Consider the following 20,075-nt stretch of genomic DNA (forward strand, 5'->3'; position numbering starts at 1 on the left):
AAGCGGCCTTGCTACGGAGACAAAGACACGCTACAGTTTAGTGCGTCTTTGTCCAGACACTTCTATCGCAGATCGCGTTTTTTTAGTTTCGACATTTCAGTTCGGCAGCAACTTCATGAATCGGGGGATGATTCTTGTCGCAGCAGATCCGCGTCTTTAAGAATGCTCAGGTAGAAATTGGCCTGATAGCTGCCGATGAAGTCAATAAAAGACTTCAGGTCCACAGTCTATTTTTGGAAAGCGCGGGGAAGGTAGCTACATTCAGACTGCACGATAGTTTTTCAATCCCTGTTCTATTTCTTGAAGGTGGCAATAGTCGGTTCAAAACAGCTGTTGAACTTAGGGCCCTCGCCAGTGAGCTTGCCGCCGCAGTTGCCGCTGTGGCCGATGAACAATCCAAGGAACTGAAGCGCATAGCCCTTCGTGAGTTCGAGGAGGCGAAGGAAGCGTTGCGTGGGGTACTTCGATCCTTCCGGATAGAGATCTCGCAGGACGTGCATGTTGATCAAACTTTCTTCAGTGTGCGCGCTATCGCTGGCGCTGCTTTGACGGTCGTCGCGCGCTTCGATGCAGATTGGTTCTTGGACGGGCAAAAGTCCGAGGGCAGGGCCCTATTCGACGTCAGTGGCAAAGCCGGTTTCGCCGTGATCGTGGGTGGAGCGACGACGGCAGCCTCCATCACACTGTCGGCTACGGTCACTGGCCAAGCAGGAATCGAGATCGTTCCGTCCTTTGACCTGCCGCAAACAGCTTTTTTAGGGCTGCCAAAACTTGATCTTGGCTGGTCCTTGCCAATTGACTTCAGCGCACTTGATTTCAGCGGCTTTTCGCCGCCAAGCTTCAATAAATTTGCCAGTTTCGCCCTCCCGGCCATCTCGGCTTTGGGCCGATCTCCATTTGAACTCGTCTGGCGAACGGCCACCCCAAACATGAACTTCACTATCGACGCGAATGGAAATCTGCTGATCAACAGCAGTGCGCCGGCAACTGCTGATTTGGTCCTAAAGACCAGCGCTCCCCAGGCAGTGGCCGTGCTCGAAGACTTCTCGTTTTCGCTCGACAAAGACAAGCTTTCCCTGGTGGGCATTGTCACCTTGAACGCGGCCACACCGCCAGAGCCGATCACTTTGGATGTCGATAGCCCCTCGTTTCCGCTCGCCGTGCACTCACTCGACGTCGCCGCGAACGTCACGATTACGATGAGCGGTAAGTACGATCTCGCCTCCGGCACGGTCTCCACGCCGCTATCGATTGCAGCGGAGCTTTCGTGGCCAAAGCTTCAGATCGTCTCAAGGTCTGACCCCCGGACTTTCTTAACGCTGGACGTCGGCTATCATGTGACCAGCAATGTGGCGGACGGCAGTGTCTCTGGCCGGCTTTCCAAGCTGAGGATAGTTGAACCCTACCCCGTTGATCTCATTTGCACGACCGGACAGGCTGCAATCGACGGGATCTTCCGACTTCTGTGCGCTTTCGATATCAGCGTCAAGGACCCGGGCTTCAGCAGCCTGATCAAACGTCTGGACGAGTTTGCTTCAGAAATAGCCGAATGGCTCGCCGAGCGCGCCGCATCAATCGGTGCATCGCTGGTCGACGCCGGCGAGTTCTTGTTCTCCGGCGCGAGCAAGATTTTCGAAGCGCTCCATGCCATGGTCAGCGCAGCCAACAAACATGTGGTTGTCGAGGTTCGGCTGGACGCTTCCAACTGGGCTATTCGGCAAATCCGAGTTGGGCTCGAGGGCGCTGCGGGCCTACCGATGAAACTCAGTGGCCCGGGACTGGCGGTCTCTATTCCGGGCGGATGGAGACCCGCACTCCTTGTAGATCTTTCGGAGAGCAGCCCGCTTTTTGCGCTGACAGTATGCCCGGCGGCCCTGAACGAACCGGCCTCGCTGTGGACTGATCTCTGGCTGTCGCGCCCAAACGCGCCAACCGAACCGGTGCGCGACAGCAAGGCGACTGCAGGCACGCGACCGGATAGTCCGCTCATCCAGATCGACGCCACCCTTAAGGCTTCGATCAAAGCAGTCGCTCTGGTGGCGCTTGAAGACGGCAAGATCTCCTTCTTTCGCACGATCGAAGATCCTCCGCTTGAGGAGGCTCTCACGCTCGACGGTGGTGGAGCGATCACTGTCGGCACCTTCACCAAGCGCCCAGTCCTTCGCAGTCCCACATTTGGCGACGCGGCCCCAGCGGACGTCATCTTGAAGGTCACGGTCGCGGCAGACGCGAAGGAGCGTCTCCTCCCCTTTCTCAGTGCGCCAGGCCCGTCTGACGGCGCTCCGCAAGGTGGTGGCTTAATCGATAGCCTTGGGCAATATATCAAGGTCGGCGATGGTGGGCCGACGGTGGGCGTCGCAGACGGAAAGGTAAAGCTTGACCTACCGATCGTGGTCGGTCTCGGAAGCCTGAAGGCAAAGAGTTTTGTCAGTTTCGCCATCGATATCAGAACGCTGCAAGCGACGATTGGTGGTGACAGTACCGTCGTGATCGACGGACCGGAAGTGCGCTCCGCTCAACTTCTCGGCCTTGACGCAGCGATCCTGCCCGTCAAGAAGCTTTCGAAACCGGATGATAGTTTCCGCCAATTCACGCTTGATTTCAGCCATGGCGGCGTTCGCTTGTCATTGGCCAAGGAGACAGCTCGCCTCGAGCTCTCCTACCGGCGTATTGCAAGTGGAGGAAGAGGTCTCGTTTTCAAGATCGACGACTTTGCCGTCGGCAAGGGCGGAATCGATCTTGAGGCGAAGGCTGACCCGGATATCCCGGTCAATCTGGCCGGTATCGAGGTTCCGTTTCGGTTTACCGAAGGCGGAGTATCAATCAAATCAAGCAGGCTGAATTCCTTCAACATCACAGGAAAGGGTCAACTTCCACCAGCACTGATTGGCGAGGCCAACCTCACTGCATCGCTCGCGATGGGGATGCGAGACGGCAATCTGAGCTTTCAATCGGCAAGCGTGGTAATGGACAAGGGTGCCGACCCAATCGTGTCCCGGACAACAAGATTTGCGCTCAGCCTGCAGAAGGTCGAACTGGACGCTTGGGACTTCGGCAATGATGGCATCCATTTTTGGTTTCTGGTTACCGGTTCTGCCCGCTTCTCCCCCGGATCGGGAGAATTTACCGATGGCTTGTTGAAAAACCTTTCAGATCTGGAGATCGTCTTTGACCAGGCGCCCCTGACAACGAATATCAGCGTTCTCAAAAGGCGCCTGCGCGATTTCAAGATCGCCGTCCGGCTGAAGAAGCAGATCAACTTCTTCAATCTCTTCAAATTCGAACTCCGAAGCTTCGGTTTCCATCCTGAGGTGGCGCGTTTCGCCAACAAACCGGCAGTGTCGATTTCCGGCCAACTCAATTTTGCCGACATGGGTGACGCGGTCAGCCCGAAGATCGATTTTCACGATCTTTGGATCGCACCGCCGAAGCCAGGCACCTCTTTGCCGCAAATAGCCTTCGATGGGCTTGGCGTCGAAATGAAGCTCGGCGGCGCAAAAGTTGAAGCGACCGCTGTCACCGTCGATGGCATGTTGCCAACGCTCGCGCTGGATCCTGCCGTTCACTATCCCGATGGCATCACCATGGAGGGATTTCTCGCCAGCGGTCGGGTCATCGTCGATGGATGGGCGCCGATCGCCGGCGCGATGGGCTTCCTTGAAATCGGCAAGGCCGACGGAAGCCGCAAGCACTCCTTTTTCGTCTACGGTCAGGCCGAGCAGCTTTCCATCCCGATCCCAACGCCCATCGGAAATCTCTATCTGCGAGAGGTCGGGTTTGGCCTTGGTTTCCGTTATACCTTCGCCGGTCTCGTCGCCGCCGACCAGGTCAAGTCTCCTGAGCAACTGATCCAGGTGCTCGATGAGGTGTCGAAACGTCAAGGCGATCTTGCGAGCTTCCAAGCCTGGGCCCCGGAAATCGAAGGCGATCGCCTGACCCTTGCGATGCGGGCGCTCTTCACGACGCAATCAGCCACCGAGACAAATGAGTTGACGGAGGAAGAGCGGTACATCGCTAACCCGTTCCTCTTCGACATTGCGGCCGCCCTACGCTCTGACCTTACTTTCCTGATGACTGTTCGCGCATGGCTCAACACCAACTACTACAGCTGGGTTCATGGCAAGCTTGATGATGCGACGGACAAAGTTACGACCACGAAGGAAAACATCCGATCCTCACCGCCCCTTCGGGGATATCTCTATCTATCGGCACCGCGCAAAACCTTCCTGGGCCGGCTTATTGCCGACGGCACCGGATATTTGGGGGAAGACCCGCCGCTGAACCCGGTTCTCAAGTCAGCAATGCAGGGTGTCAGATGGTCTGCAACCATGCTGATCCAGCCTGGTCTCTTCCATTTCGAGATGGGCTGGCCATACGAGCTCGAAATCAAGTTCGAGGACAAGACTGCCATTTCCGAAATGGCCATCACCATGCAGGGCGGTATGGTGTTTCGTATTGAAGACACGTCCATGCTTTACGGCGTTGCGTTCCGTGGATCAGGCTATGCACAGATCGGCGGCAAGATCGGCAACGATTCCTTCGGCGCCAGCGCGGTTGCAAGGGCCGACTTCCAGATCGACGGCAAGTTCATCGCCTATATTCCGGTGGCCAATCCAAAAAACACTTTGTTCTACGGGGCCATTTCCTTTTCGACGACCTTGTCGATCAGGATCGACGTCTGGCTGAGGATCAAGATCTTCGGCGGTTCGATCTCATTCTCAGTGCACCTCTCCTTCAGCCAGACTTTGACGCTTGCACTGGAGCTTGCCGCAAGTCCGACGTCCCTTGGTGGACGTGGCGCTGCCACCCTGAGCTTTTCGGCCTTCGGCCGCACGGCCCGGGTGGGTGCTTCCTTCGCATTCAACGAAGGAAAGCTTGAAGAGGCGCGCCAGCAGGTTCAACGTTTTCTGACGATCGGGCTCGGGGTCGTCACGCCTGATCCCGCCAAGGGCCTGCAGCCGCCGGCCGCCACAACCGCGCCCCAACAGGCAAGCGAGGACATCAATAATGCGGTTGATGACCGCCACGAACTGGTCCAGGCTCTTCTGGACACTGTTCCTGTCGCCGTCATCGATCAGCCGTCGTTTTGGGCGGTGCTGTTCGAGATCCCGGCTTCCCGACGCATCGACCCAGAACGTCGGGACTTCGTGATGCAATTCATTCCTCGGGACCATACAGCGGGTATCGATCTTCCCAAGGAAAAACCCGGCACAACTTTCTACGCACCGGCCGCCGCCTCTTCAAAGGACCAACCATCAGAGCCGAAGGCTACAACTGTCATCGATTATCGGATTGATGGCCTGACAATGTCACTGATGAATCTCAGGCCCAATGGTAGCGTGTCCACGGCAACCGAATACAGTGCCGATCAGGACGCCACCGTCGCTGTAGTCGCCGCCACTGCCGAGTCGGCCGGAGGCCGCTTCAAGCTCTATCATCTGCTGCACGAGTGCTTTCTCGCTGTCGACAAGAAGAATGGGAAGTACGTTCGGCGCGCAGACGACAAACTATTCGATGGCGATCTGTATGAGCCCCCGGCAATCGAAATTGATGCGAAACCGAAGCGGCTTCCCGATGACAGTGCGCAGGCCACGGAAGCGCTGCGCGACGCTGGTCGGCGACAATTGCCCCTCGTCAACGCCACCCCAAAACAGGGCGTTCCAACGGTTTCCGACTATGCGCGTGAGGTGGAGGAGAGACGCTCCAACATCATCGCCGCCATTGCCGAAAGTGCAGCAGCATTGGCTGCAAATGTCGTTGTCGAAAAGAAGCCTGACAATTCCACCGTGTATCGCTGGCCCGACCGGCAAATTGGCATCGACGCGCGCGATTTCGGGCTGACATTCCAGGTGAGCGACCACGAGATCGCCGACCTGTTTACCGAGGAGGGGAAAGATCTCCCACCGAAATCCAATTTTACCATCAAGGCTAGAACAGCCAAGGCAGCGGATACCCCCCAGCCTGGACTCGGGAAACCGGTTCGGCTGCTCAATCCCCTGAACCGCTTTTTTGCGGCTCAAAACCCGACGCTGGCCGGCGCCCTTGCCCGTCTCACCAAAGACGGGATTGCGCTCGATTGGGATCTGGAGCCGCCGTGGAGCAGGTCGTCCGGGCCTTACAACGACCCTGAATTTCTCGCTCGCTACTATCTGGTCCGTCGTGAAGTCATTGGACAAAACGGTACAGACGCGCGTTATCCCGCGGTTGAGTTCAAGGTCAAGGCGAGTGCCCCGGAACGGCGCGTTTTGGACAATGGCAAGGTCAAGATCGAGCGCTTGCGACATGCCGCCCATTTGGTTGATACCCTGGACGACATCGTTGCCATAGATAAGGGCGGGATCAACCTAGCCGATGCGATCTTGCAGCGTGGCGAGGATCCCTTCGCGGTCTGGTCTGCTCTCGGCCCTGACCATCGCCCTGACACGTTGCTATACACGGTAACGCCGGTCGATCTTGCTGGTTCACGCGCCCAGCCGACGCCAATAGTCTATAAGGTGACGGAGCCAGGCCTGGCGAGCAAACCGCTTGCGAAGGTCGAGGTGATCTTCCGCTACAGCAAAATGCCCACTCAGGCCAATCTCTCGACCGGCGATCTAGAATTGTTTCTCCGGATTGATGATCCTATCGTTCGCCAGACGAAGGACGAGGCCACCCTTCCCCCGAACGGAAGTCGCTATAAAATCCGATTCAGGCGCGAGGTCGCGATACCAGGCGGGTCTTTTGGGGTTGATGCTCTTACCCAAGCGCGTACGCGTCCGTCACCGGACGACTTCGCACAACCTCTTCGTCCTGGAGACTACGAAATCACTGTCTCTATGAAGGCTGGTGACACGGTGCTCCGCGACGATCCCGATGGGATTGGCCGTCCATTTACGGCGGCCGAGCGTTTTCAACCGCTGCAGATCGCGACCAGGGCCCCCGGATCGAATCCAGTCAGAGGCGACGCCCACTTTTTTGTCGAGGTTGGGAATCTCGACGACCTCAAGAAGTTGCTCACCGGAACGCCGACGGATCTCGTTGGCTACCGCGCGGCGGTTCAGCGGGTGGAATTGCCGGCCCCTGCCGGCGCGCCTTCTCCGCTCAGGATCACGTCGCCCTGGTGCCCTGCCGATCTTGCCCTGTTGGTGCACAATGATCAGACAAAAGAGAGCATCGAAGCGTTGCCCGTCGAGACGATGGTCGAAGTCTTCGAGCACCCGCGTGATTTGACCTTCAACGCCCTGGACTTCGAGGACCTGGACGGCGAAGCAGGTCGCCTTGACATTTTCCATCCCCTTCCCGGACAATCTCTCGCTGATCTTGTCACCGCAATCGATCCGGTCAGGGGGCCAAAAGGCAAAACGGCGTCGCCATCATCGCCGATCCGGCGCCTCATCGACCCGGCTCGTCGGACGGCGACACGCGTGCGCTGGAACTCGCGCCCGGTTAGCTCCAGCACCTATTTAAGCGCGGTCAGCCCGACATTATATCACCGATTGATTGGCGGCTTCGATGTCTTCGAGACCGATCTTTCCGAATTGGCTCGCCTGCACGATCTGCCTGACTACGCACGCGCCATCGCCCGGGTGCAGCGGTTGCCGGACGATCAACTGGGTCTCGATCCCAGCGAGATCATCGATTTCGAAAAAGTCGAGGCACACTACCCGAGCGAGGCGCAGCAATTTCGCGCCAGCAATCCGCGTGGCGGCGGCGAGCGAGCACCATGGTTTTCGACGGCCGATACGCTTTTACAGTGGCCTATGCTTATGCTGCGGCGCTTTGTCCTTTCGACGCCGCCGGATGCGGACTTGATGCCATTGTTCGAGCGCGGCAGACCGGCCCTAATCCGTGTTCGGATAACATTGCCTGCGGTAGAGCTCGATGGCGGCCGGAAATTCTCCGGAAACGTCAAACTTGTCTCAGCCGGCGTCGAGGCCAAACAAAGTACGGAAGATCCTCGCTATTGGACCTTTGAAAACAAAAATGGTTGGCCGCCATCGCACGTCACTGAACTGCTGCGAAATCTCTGCTGGGAGCCGGCTGATGGCGAGGAGGCGTCGCTGGCTGATGATGCCTACAGTCAAGACCCGTCGCTCTTTTCGGCTGTTGAGTTTTCCGTCGGCGCCGGACCCGCAGGCGATCTTCCCGAAGTGACGTTCAAGGCCAGCCTCAACCCCCAACTTCATCCGTTTCTCGCCGATGTCATCGACCGGCTTCGCTTCGACACATCCAACGGTCCGCTCTATCGCCGATATTCACCAGTGCTCGACGGCGCGCCTCCGACCAAGGCGAGATCGCTTGCGGATTTCATGAACGAACGGCCAGCAGATCGCGACCCATATGGATGGGCACTGCTGAGAACCCTTGGCCTTGCAACCGGGATCAAGCTGTTCGACCTCGAGCGAACTGACTACGTCGCGGCAAAGGACGCATTGCTACTGATCAATTCGGCGCTTGAGGCCGTTGCCGCCGTATATTTGCCGAAGGACACGATTGGACGACTCGGCCAGCCCTTCGTCGAGGTCATGGCAAGCGCCGACGGGCTGCACGCGATGTCATCGTTTGATTCCGGCGTACCGGTAGCGACTGCGCAGGACGCAACAAAACTGATCGCCGAAAAAGGACTTTCATTGGTTCAAATCGCGCTGAGGCCGCGCACGGAGGGTCTCGTGTCGGCACTCTTCGTAGGATATGTCCTCGTCGAATGCACCGGCGGGGACAGCACGGTCAAGACCATACCTTTGCCGGAGGTTGGCGCCCCATTTGCCGCCGCCTTGCTGGAATGTATCGACATCTCTGGCGGGCTCTCGGGAGGACAGCCGATGCTCGTCGGCGTCGGCGACCCAGTGGTCTTAGCGGCCATGTCACCGGGAGCACCCTTGCCGCAGACGTTTGAGGTGACCCATGCGGTCCGAGGGCCGGCGGCCCTCATCCGTGTTACCGTGGTTGGCACTGGGGATGCCGCTTCGCTCATCAACGATTGGCAGGCTGCAACGAAGGACGATCCGCATTTCAATGTGAAGGCTGTGCTGAAGCCGTCAGCAGTTGACTTGCTTGATGCTCCCGCAAACCCGATCCCCGACAGTGCACCTGAGCCCTTTGAGCGCTTCGCTCCACTGAGCGGGGCGGTCCTCAACGTCCTGCTCTATGGGGCTGACCACGTGCCAACGCGCCCTCAGTCGCGTGATTCCATACCTAGTTTCCTGAAACTTGCCAAAAGGAAGGGCCTTGTCGAACCCGAGACCGACACCTCAGACCAGGCGGGACGAGACCGCCGCGGCGCGCGGCTTGCCGACCTTCACGCTTACACCGCCCGCTTCATCGCCCATGGCTCGGCAACACCTATCAAGAAGGATGGGGTCCCATTCGCCGTGCCGTTTGCGCTCGCGATGGTCACACGCCACAATCCATGGCGCATTGCTCCGACCAGCGATGGGGTCGTGGATATGCTTCTCGTTCATGACGACAACTGGGCAAGACGCCGCCGGTACGTCGTGCGGCCTTTCGGCCGATACGAGAACCTGGCGAATGCCGTGGCCGCGGGTGCAATTGTCCCGGGCGACGAAACCGCGAAGGTCGTCAGCAGCGTGATTAGCCCGAACCTGAGAGACATAGCCGCCGGGGCCGAAACTTTTGCAGATCGCAGCATCGATATCACCCTGCCGCGTACCCATCTGGTGCTTGCTCCGACATTTCTCTCCGCACAGCGCCTCGATGTCGTCGACATATCCGATGTGGAATATATCGAACTCAAACGCAACGGCGCGACGACGGTTGACGCTGCAATGGAGGCTCGGCGACAAGCGGGACGCAAGATGGAGTTCGTCCTTGCCCGCCATCCCGAAGAAATTTTGTCGGAAGGAAACCGCCAGGTCGCGGATGGTTATCAATTCGATGGTCTGGGGCTGCAGTTCTTCCGGGAATATGCGTCTCCAAGCTGGGCCCGAGGTCTGAAAGATAAGGGAGCGATTTGGATCGGCGACGATGCCGCACTCGTGCCGATGCTCGGTCGCCCGGCCAGACCTGCGCCCTTGCCAATTTCGTTTGATGGCAGCTCTTTCACAGAATTGAGGCAATCCGAAGCCATGGGCAAGATGCGCGCCTATCATGGCACACTCCCAGACCGGATCGTGGATGGTTGGCGGGGAATCGTTTCGGTCCGAACGGCAGACATTCCCTACTTCTACCGCACACACGCGGTTGCCCACGTGGGTGCCGGCGTGGTTGTTTCTGATGCCGCAGCCGCCACTGTTCCAGAAGGTCGCGCTGTCCCCCGCCTGCCTTGGGCTCCTGCTCCTTGGGAAGCGGTCGGAGCCCCGCACTCTGTCGCTACCCGCAAACCCTACTGGTCGGTCGAACTTGATGACACAGGAACGATCATCACCGTCGTTGTTAGCCTGCCCCTGCTGCGCCATATTGATGCGTTGTCGCAGGAGGAGCACGCACAATGGCTGGTCGATACCGATCTGCCGAAGGTCTTCCGCCTGCCTGACGCAAATGCGCTCTATTCGATTGCCCTTGAGGCAGGAAGCGCGATCAGCGGTTCGCGGGCCGTAGAGGCGGAATTGATGCCTCTGCCGCCCGACACGTCGATCAAGCCGCCACGCGACTTGTCAAGCTACATCGTCTCGGCGGCCGGAAGCCGGTTTAAGGCGCCTGAATCGTTGTTTGTCGACGCGCTCGACAAACCTGCACGCGTGCTCCCCGTTTGGGAGGCGCCTCCAGGGCTTATTCCGGCAGGCTCGGATGGTGGTGGTGCGTGGAAAGCTGACCTGCCGCTGCATCGACAATACGACGCGCCGGACGAAAAACCAGCCGAACCAGTCGACCAGGCCTTCTCGGCCTTGGCGATATCGGCGTTGGCAACATTTGAGGTGCAGGCAGCACCGCATCCTCCAGCAGGGTGGCAACTCTGGACGGGCATTGCAAAGCCGGTGACGACGACGTTCGTGGCGACACGGCCGGCAGGGACTAAACCCGCCGACTGGGTGGCATTCCGTGACGGCGTGACGGCCCTGCGTGACCAGTACCTGCAACTCGTTCCAGGTTCTTCCTCACTATCCTTCCTCCAGCGTATGCTTGCATGCGCCAATGCTCCGAACCCGGATGCTGCATGGAAGATATTTGCCGGAGCAAGCGATAGCTATAGCGAGGTCCTTGCTAACTGGGTTCCCGGCCTGCCGCGCCAAGCCGGCACAAGCGGCGCCTTCATTGTCGTCATGCCGCCCCCGCCCGATGCGAGCGTGTGGGGTGCGACTATCGATGAAAGCCAAACGGGCATACACAAAAGGGTCGATACCGCCGATTTGGTCCTCTTCTCGAGCGGTCCCAGCATGGACGCCAAGCAAGCGCTTGTCGGATCGCTCTGGCGTACGATGAGCGGCCTCGTCGTCGCCCGGCTCAAGCGACAATCCCTACCTACGCACGGTTACGGCTCATTGAGCCGGCCGCTCGACGGAAGTGAATTCGAGAAGATTGCAGGCGTCGTCGATCATGCCGATCTCCCCCGAGTCTTCGAGATGACCAGAGAATATGACCTTGGCGCATTCCAAAGCTCGGCAGCGGCATTCGACAAGCTTTGCACGCTAATCGAAGCGGTAGAGAGCATGCCGACACTCAAGGACGATGGTCTGGACCCACGAGAGGGTTTCGAGCGTGCTTTCCTGGCCCTCGACAGGTTAGCGATAAGGCGAGGCAACAGCGACGGTACAATACTCATGATGGGGCGAAATGCGCTCGATCACTATGAGGCGCTTCTGAAGGACTATCTGGCAGCGGTCACGCAGCCAGTCGACCTAATAGCCGGAAAGCCCAAAACGCTGACGCTTCGCCGTCCCCCTGCCGACACGGAGTTGAGCAGTCTTACGGCGTTGCCCGGCATCGATCGCAATACCGTTGAGGCGCTGCGAAGCCTGTCTCAGGACCTCATTCTCGGCGTCGGCCGGCACATGACTGTGCGCATCAGCCGTGGATTTGCCATTCCTGTCTCCGACGCGATCGAGAGGTTACCGTCATGACCGTACCTTCTAACGAGTTTCGCGACATCACCGTCCAAGCGCGTACGGCGATCGGTGCGGGCGGACCGCCGCTCTGGAAAGCGGATGTCGTCGTCGCGATGCTGAACCGGCCCAGTGAGCAGGATGCTCCCAAAGGGCCCGACCGAGACGCTTTCCGCGCCGCCAGCGTTCGGGTTGTGACACAAGATACCAACCCAGCCGACATCGATGTGAATGGCGTTGAAGTTGCTGGATATCACGCGCCACGGCTGCTGCAAGCCGCGGTGCGGGCGCGCGATGTAAAGACAGATTCTGGGAACACGCCCAGTTCGCTGACGGCTTGCGGCGGGGGAACGACGCCGAGACCGGCCGGCAAGGCCGAGCTTGATCCTCGCCTTGAAGCACCTGAGACATATCGCTATTCCGATGTCTTGATCGGCCTCAACGACACGATTAGAGGCAAGCAGGGTGTGCAGATCGAGTTGCCAGAGGCGACGCTCGAAGGCGGGGCGATTACTACTCTGCTTCGGCTCGATTCAGGGGGACTCGCCAAATGGCTCGGCATAACGGCGAAGTTTGACAAGATTTTCGGCGCGCAGTCGATCTTCAGCATCGTGACCATGAAAATTGGCTCGGCCCGGTATCTGCCAGTTTCGCTGACGCCCGAGGGCATGGAATTCGAAGCCAAATTTCTTGACCCTTTCGCCGACCCTGGCGAAACGGCCAATCCCCTTACTTTGCGGTTGTTGTTGACATACGATGCCGTCCTCGCCCAATTCACGCTGCGGCCTTGCATACAAAGCCCAAATCACGGCGACAGCAACAAACTTCGGGCGAGCTTCGACAGGCTTTTGACGAAGTTCGGCGGCGACGGAACACCACTGTTTGCCGAAGTGGATCCGCGTGGTCTACCCTTCGCATGGGCGCTTGGGCAGGGGGTGTCCGGGCAATCGCTCGCGACGACAGGCTCGCAGATCTTTGTCGACCACGCCTCGATCCGCGCCCGTCTGAACAGCGGCAGTCTAGGTGATGGATCCGTCCCGATAGTCTGCCAGTTGAATGTCCGAACCGCACTCATCGACACCGCAAATCGAAAGCTTTCGCTGTCCTGCGTCTCGACTGCGGCGGGGATATTGCCGCCTGCGGTTTCGATGGACGACCTTATGAAGGCAACATTCGTGTGGGAAGGGCTGGCCCCGCCGCGTGCGACGCTTGAGCCGGGTAAGACGGCGCCGCAGTTCATCGAGACTACGGAGTTCGAGGCAGGTCTGCGGGCGCGGTACGTGGCGGCCGGCTTACAGGTGGCACCGGAAGCGTCCCTCTACGCCTTCCTTCCATTGGAGCGTGGTATGCTTCAATTGCCGTTGCCCCATCCCGTGGTCAACAAGGAAACTCCTCCAGCCACAAGTGTCGATCGCAGTGCCTTCAGCGGATTGGTGCGAAGTGCACTTCCGGTCTCGGACAATCGGGATGACGCGCTTCTCGAAGTCACGGCGGCAATCAGTGCGGAAATCACCGTCGAGCTCACAAACATAACGAAGACGACTGCGATTTTCTCCGGTTCCCGCGGAACGGTTCGAGGCCTCGTCTTCGCTGCCGCCGCCAGCCCAAGCCCGACTTCCATCCTTCCGCCGTTGGACGCCGGTCCGATCGCTTGCCAGCCGCTCGACATCGTCTTTGGGAATCCGCAGACAACCAGGGGACTGCACGTCAAGAGCTGGGGGTTCGTCATCGAGCGTGGAAAGCGCAGGCGCTTGAACGTCAGGATCGCGCTCCCTGCAACTGCGGACGATGCGATCGTATGGCAGGCGCATCCCCGCATGGCGCTCGTCTCGACAATGCCTATGACGAGAACAAGGTTTGACGCAAGCCGACCATCCACAACACGCGATCTGGTGCCGTTCATCCTGGCTGCTGGCAAGGCGCGCGACTTTTCATTGAACACAAACCTTGAGATCGCGGGCCGCTCGCCATTCCCTGACTTAGAGCCGATTGCCAATCTGACTACCAGTTTAGATCCACACTGGCCCTGGCCGGATGTCGTCACGGATAATTCAAGTACAGGAGAGGGAAACGACGCGATTTCGAACGTGTCGGCTTCCGTCCTCACGCTTCCGGGCCTCGAAGCCACACTCTCTGCCAATGACTGGAGTGGGCTCAGGGCCTCGCTTCGCTATGACCTTCCGATTCTCGGTGAATTGTTCGCGTCGAGCACATTGCCCAAAACCTCATCCGCGGCAAAACCCGCGGCCGCTTCTGAACATGCCCCAACGGCACTGGAACCGAAGGCATTGTCGAACTACTGGGCTTTGACCGCCAACCGACACGCTCTGTCGCGCACCATGAACGATCGCGCAACAGAATGGCTCGTCCCAGGCGGGGCCCCTCAGGCGAAGGTGATGACGACTTTCGTCGAGCCGTATTCGTTCGTTTCGAGTTTCTCTGTCGCAGTTGAAACAGGCGGCCTTCCGTTGGGCAGTTATAGCTTATTCGGGACATCGGTTACAGGAAGCACAGCCCTGGCAGGATGGTCAGGCAAGCTCGCTAGCCAGCAAGGTGCGACCTTCGAGATCGTTGGCTTCAGCACGCGGCTTTCTGACGGGCTGGCAGACACCGATAAAGCGCAATTCGACACGCGCGGGATGGGCCTGGCTCTAACACCAGCAGCGCGCAAGCTCCTGCCAAAGGGCCTGATCGAACAGCGTTCAATCGCGCGCCTGGATTCCGATCCAAAATCAGGTGAGATCACGCAAGCTGACAGGGTGTCGGTGAGTGCGTCGCACATCGGCTTTCAATTTGCTGGTCAAGCCTGCGGGTTGCGCTTGCGAGACCTTCCGATGGTGAAATCCGGCAATGGCGACCTTCTCTTCGCCCCGACTGTTGAACAAAGGGACCATGCGCGCCACCTGAACGGACCCGAGGGCGAGGTTGGCCCAGACGGATCCATATTCGAGCGACGACATCTGCAGGATGCCGTGTTTGAATGGAGTTTTTATACGACCGCGGCTGGTGAAAACCCTTCATTCGTGCTGCGGTTTGGTGCGCTTGACGTTCGGCCCCTCCGGCTCACGCGCGTCGGTTTCAAGAGCGAAAGCAACGGGATAAAGCTTTCGACATTCGAGGTCATTGCCAATATCGAGCCTTCGACACGGAAGACAGCCGAAGGCCCCATCGACGACGACGCCCCATACCGAACGGGGAACGCGGTTGCCATGAGCTTTGCGATCGATCCAAACGGGGATGTTGCCACCTTGGTTGCTCTCCACCCCGTCACCGTTGAGGGCAGGACAATCGCGATCGGCGCCACGACCAACGCGACGGTGAGCTTCGCAGCAACAACTGATCTGCTCTACAGCGCGGCCGACGCTCTTCCGGCAATAGGGATCCAGGACCGAACGAATGCCGGACTTCCGATTGTTCTGGATATGACCCTTGCTGCAAGCGGCGATCCAACAGCGCCGGTGACCATTGTATCTTCAGCCCTGAATGCCGTGCTCTTCGGCAGCGCGACGCGGCTTTCCTTCACCCACGCTTCGACCACAGAGGTTCCCCAAGCTCTATTCTTTCAATATGACGCCGCGGCCACCGTTTCGTTGTTAGAGGTGAGAAGGGTTTCCTTGATCTGGCAGCAGGGCGTACGACCGCTCGTGATGCTATCGGCACGCCTTCGAATGCCGGGCACCGGCGCTGCGCCGCCAACCGGGACACGCAACCTGGTCGAATGGCAACTCGGTGCGACAATGCGCTGGTTTGGAGCGGAGCTTTCCCGCGAAGCCTTAGCGTCCGGCGATCACCTGACATTCGATGTCGATCACGCCAAGGGAACGCTCAGCCTCGATGTGTCGATAGAGACACTGCCTGCCGATGCGGAGTTTATAACAGGGTGGCCTGTCGCCGGAAAACCCTTCACGCTCGCGCTGGCGGTGGCATTTCCCGCTCCTTTAACGCCCGCAAAATTCGCCACTGCACCCAGCGCTGGCTTTGTCGAAGCAACCTGCGGAACGCCCGACGCTCTATTCATTCGCCACAGATCGACGTTGTCGAGTTCTTCAGACAAGACATTTTCGGACGAGGTCGGGAGCCGCATTCTTGTCACTCTGCCCGATAGCAGGCGCACAAGCGCAATCGCCTGGCCAATTGACGGGTTGCCAAATCCATTGTTTCCAACTCCCTTTGCGCCCAATCCACGCAAAGCTGCAGAGTGGCGGCGGGATCTCGCCGTCGCAGACGGAAAATCCCATGCACACGAGGTAACGGCGGCCGTCCGCGACGCCGAATTGCCGGCGGGCAATCTCGTGGAGGTAGGCGGCAGCATCGTCCTCGGTGCGCCTTGGACATTCCCGGCCATTGCAACGCACCGCCTTACCGGAGCCAGTGGATCCGCTACGTGGACATCGATCGATGAAGTTGTCGTCGGTCATCGATCCGCATTGGAGCGCGAGGCGCTCGCGACAATCGCACACCCGCCCGGCGAACTCGCTTTCGCCGCCCGCTATCGCGGCTCGATGGCGACCACGTTGCAAGGTTATTCGATATCGGCCGGTGTGTTTTCAAAAGCCATGGCACGGGCAGGAATTCCAACAATTGAACTGCTCCTCGCAATGCAGCCAGCTATCGCGCAGAATCCGCAGGCACCTGGGGCTGGCAACGTCGCCATGCCAAGTGATCTATTCATTTCAGGTGCGGCAGTGATTGAGGCTGCTGCGGGCGAAGACGACACGTTCGGCCATCGCGTAGTGACGCCATGGATTGCTCCCCTGTTTGAGGCCGGCGCGCTTGGCGTGCTTAGCAACATACCGCAAGCGCCCTGGGCCGGCCAAGTATCGAGCTATGATTTGGCAGCATGCAACGGAAGCCCACTCGACGGAGGAGCAGCAGTTCCGTTTTCGACCAGCAACACTTCCATCGCCTGGATCACCGACCATCGTGAGCGCATCGCCGGCGCGTTGCCCCATCAGAGGGTGCCGGATTTCGAGCCGACCTCCCAGGCGGTCATCGAGGATGTCGCATTGCCCGCTGACGGTGTGGATCCGACCACATGGCTGCAGCGACCGATCTGGCTGCGAACCCTTTCAGCCTGGAAGGGCATTCTCTCGATCACGTCAGAACGAACGTTGGCGGATCGCACCATCACGGTCCTGCCGGTGCTCGTCAGCGAAAGAGGGGCGAGTCGATCGACGGCCTTGCGCCTCAAGCTCCAAAGATCACTCGACGCCGAACCGGTCGGGAATGACAGCGCGCTTGCACCAGATTTCACGTCGCAATCTAATGCGTCCTTCGATGTCCTGGTGTTGACGAGACGCTCAGTTTTAATCGCTGCTGTAGCAAACGATGAAGCGAGGACACTCAGCCAAAGCCGTCAGACCGTAAATGGCGAGACTCGCAATCGCCTGGCGCATCTGGCGCTGTCGCTGCCCGATGAGCCCCTTCTAGCCGCACTTGGTGCGTTGACAGACGTTCCGATCGATCTCTTGGATGAACATCAAAAACAGGCTCGTACGCATCGGATCATCGCTTTCCTCGCGCTGCCAGAGACCCTCGACACTGCGGACCAGCCACATCCTTTGCGCCAGCGGGCGCGGACAATTTTTCCGTCGCCAGCCCTGGCCTGGCCACGGCCCGCGGTTCGGGCCCGTTGGGAAGACGAAGAACAGCTGGCCGCACTGATGCTCGGTGACCAACGACCTCTCCAGGATGCGGAAGTGTCATGGGCGGGAGACGTTCGCAGCCTTTCCGTGACGGGCACAGCCCTGGCGCCAGACGACCTATTTCTCCGAGCAAGTGTGCTGATGATCGGACAAAGGGCGTTGTTCCGGCGTCCGACCGATGAAGATCTCACAGCGCCGCCTGACCGAGCCCTCATTCCAGTGCCGCCACGCCTGCGCGTTCCTGGCGCCCGTAGCGTGGACGAGAGCCTTGCCTCGCTTCGGCTGCGGCGATCCGACAAAGAGCCAGAAGCGGCGATCGCGGCAATTCAGCCGAGCCATTTCGAAGTTGTGACCACCGGCCGGCGCCCAGGAGTCTTGTTCTTCCAGTATGATGGCATGAGTTTTGTGGAAGAAGAGCAGTGCTTCGATGCGCCTCAACCCCGTTTCGGTCGACCAGCCGACCGGGGTCCGACATCGTTCCGGCAGACCAGGGCGCCAAGGTCGACTGCCTATCGTCCGTTAAGCGATTTGGCGGTACGACGCCAAACTTTCATCGGCACCGACTATATCGATTCTGCAGACCAATTGATGCCTTTCGTTGTCGCCCAAGGCCCTATGACGGCCCTGCGCTTGCTGAACGATGACGTTCTGTTGCCCGAAGTCGAGACAATTCTGTTACGGCTGGCGAGATCTGGTGGTGCGGTTTCATCGGTCACGCCCAATTGGGACGGGACAATTCAACTCACGGCTACGGTTTTTGCTGCAGGACCCGATATTCCTACGGCCGGGAAAGCAGCGGTCGATAGACTTTCAGCCATCGGTCTAACCGGGTCCGACACGAGGATCGCCTTGGTCATCGATGGGAGGCAAGTTCTCTTCCTTCAGCCCGTCGCCGGCGTTCCGGTGGTCAACACGTTCTTTAAACCGCACGGAAATCCTCTTAGGTCGGCGTTCGATATACCAATTATTCTGTCGACAACTGTCGCCAACGCGACATTGGCACGCGAACTGTTGCAGTTCGTTGGACCTGATAGCAGCGTCTCCCTGTCATTCTCTCTGCCCGTGCCAAACGCCCGTGCGCCCTGCGCCCAGTCGGATTTGCTGCCCGGTCCTCCTCGGCTGCTTTCGATCCCAGCGCCTGTCGTGGCTGGTCGTGGTCCCTCTGTTCGCATTGAGACGGCAACGCTTGCATTTGGGGATCCGGCCTATGACCGGGAAATTGCGAGCAAGACGGCCAGTGTCAGTCAGCATATCGATGGAAAGTCGTACCTGCTTGCCTTGGATCGCCTAGAGTATGACCTGACCTCGACCATTCACTTTGCGGCCGGCCAGATCATCAAAACGACCTCGGCCGACCCGGCGGGCGCAGATCCGGTCTGGGGGGCGTCAGAGGAAATGTCACTACAACTGCGGCTTCTCCGGAAATACGAACAAGCCGACAGCGGCTCTCCTCCGCTGGTGGTCGCCGGACGCCCCACGGTCGATGTCGGAAATCAGCCACGCCATCGGTTCTGTGCGGGGGTGCCCTATGCGATCGCGCTCACGAATCTCCTGGAGGCTGTGCCAAACAACAAGGATGGCTGGGCAGCTGGTTATACTATCCGCGCTCCTCAGCCGGCCATCGCTCCCGGAGACCGCATCGTTGTGACTGCGATCGGGCCGGCCGGCTCGTTAGAGGTTGCTGTGACCGTCGCTGCCGATCCTGTCTTATCTCCTCCTGCTGCAGTCTATGGACTGGCAACGCTCGATACGGATGACGGGGGCGCAAAGCGCCTGACCAGTTCGTTGTTTTCAGCAGCACCTCTCCCCCAGATCGTTGAATTCCAGAACCTTGCAGGAGATCTGGCGAAAGGATTGGTACGCCGCCGCGCGCTGTTCGTCTGGCCGTTCGAGATGAGAACTCTGCCTGCTGCTGGGAATGCATATGGTGCCCTTGTGAAAGTCGATCGCACCGGCGGTGGCCAGTCACCTGATGCGGAGAAGGACTTCAAGCCGTTGCTCACTTAGAGCAGCGTTCGCTGCGCTGGCTCTGGCGGAAGGAGTTCCTGATCGACGCCACGGCGGGCCAATTCGGTCTGGGCGCTGAAACGAATATCGGCGTCCCGGTCCCGAGAAAATTCATGCAACGTGTCCAAGCCAAGGCGATTCCAGCCTTTGCCTCGTTCCGCTCCAGATGGCACCCGCGGCAGGAGACCCGGTTCACTGCTCCAAGCCAGAAGCTGCGCGAGCGATGACTCTTTTAGCAGGTCGCGCAGATGATGAGTTGTGACATAGGCATCCAGCATGGCTCGATGGGCCGGCAATCCGATATCCTGTTCCAGTCCTTCCGGCATGCGCTGATAGCGAAGCATTTGGTTGGAAAACCGTGGAAGATGGGGCCATGCAAGCATTTGCACAGCCTGAGTTCCGGTACCTGGTCGTGCGACCGCGGTCTTGTCTACATCTGCATGGT

2 protein-coding genes and 1 pseudogene are annotated in these 20,075 nt (G+C 59.1%); 2 read left to right on the forward strand and 1 reads right to left on the reverse strand.

Translation table 11 applies throughout. The features are described from left to right. Nucleotides 1-134 precede the first annotated feature (134 nt). Nucleotides 135-11,996 carry a hypothetical protein gene (locus RLCC275e_RS33785; protein WP_141653433.1) on the forward strand — a complete coding sequence of 3,954 codons (11,862 nt, stop codon included), beginning with the start codon at nt 135-137 and terminating at the stop codon, nt 11,994-11,996. Then, nucleotides 11,993-19,630 carry a hypothetical protein gene (locus RLCC275e_RS33790; protein WP_033184367.1) on the forward strand — a complete coding sequence of 2,546 codons (7,638 nt, stop codon included), beginning with the start codon at nt 11,993-11,995 and terminating at the stop codon, nt 19,628-19,630. Before RLCC275e_RS33785 ends, RLCC275e_RS33790 begins: the two co-directional genes overlap by 4 nt. On the opposite strand, the pseudogene RLCC275e_RS33795 reads toward RLCC275e_RS33790, so the two are convergent. Next, nucleotides 19,627-20,004 (reverse strand): annotated as a pseudogene (locus RLCC275e_RS33795) (DNA polymerase III subunit epsilon); the annotation flags it as partial. The gene RLCC275e_RS33790 and the pseudogene RLCC275e_RS33795 sit on opposite strands and share 4 nt — an antisense overlap. Between the last annotated feature and the right edge of the window lie 71 nt (nt 20,005-20,075).

Source organism: Rhizobium brockwellii (assembly GCF_000769405.2).
Classification (GTDB): domain Bacteria; phylum Pseudomonadota; class Alphaproteobacteria; order Rhizobiales; family Rhizobiaceae; genus Rhizobium; species Rhizobium brockwellii.

What these genes read in the sequence shown, in the direction of transcription:
- RLCC275e_RS33790 (WP_033184367.1), top strand. Translation starts at nt 11,993, where the DNA reads ATGACCGTACCTTCTAACGAGTTTCGCGACATCACCGTCCAAGCGCGT.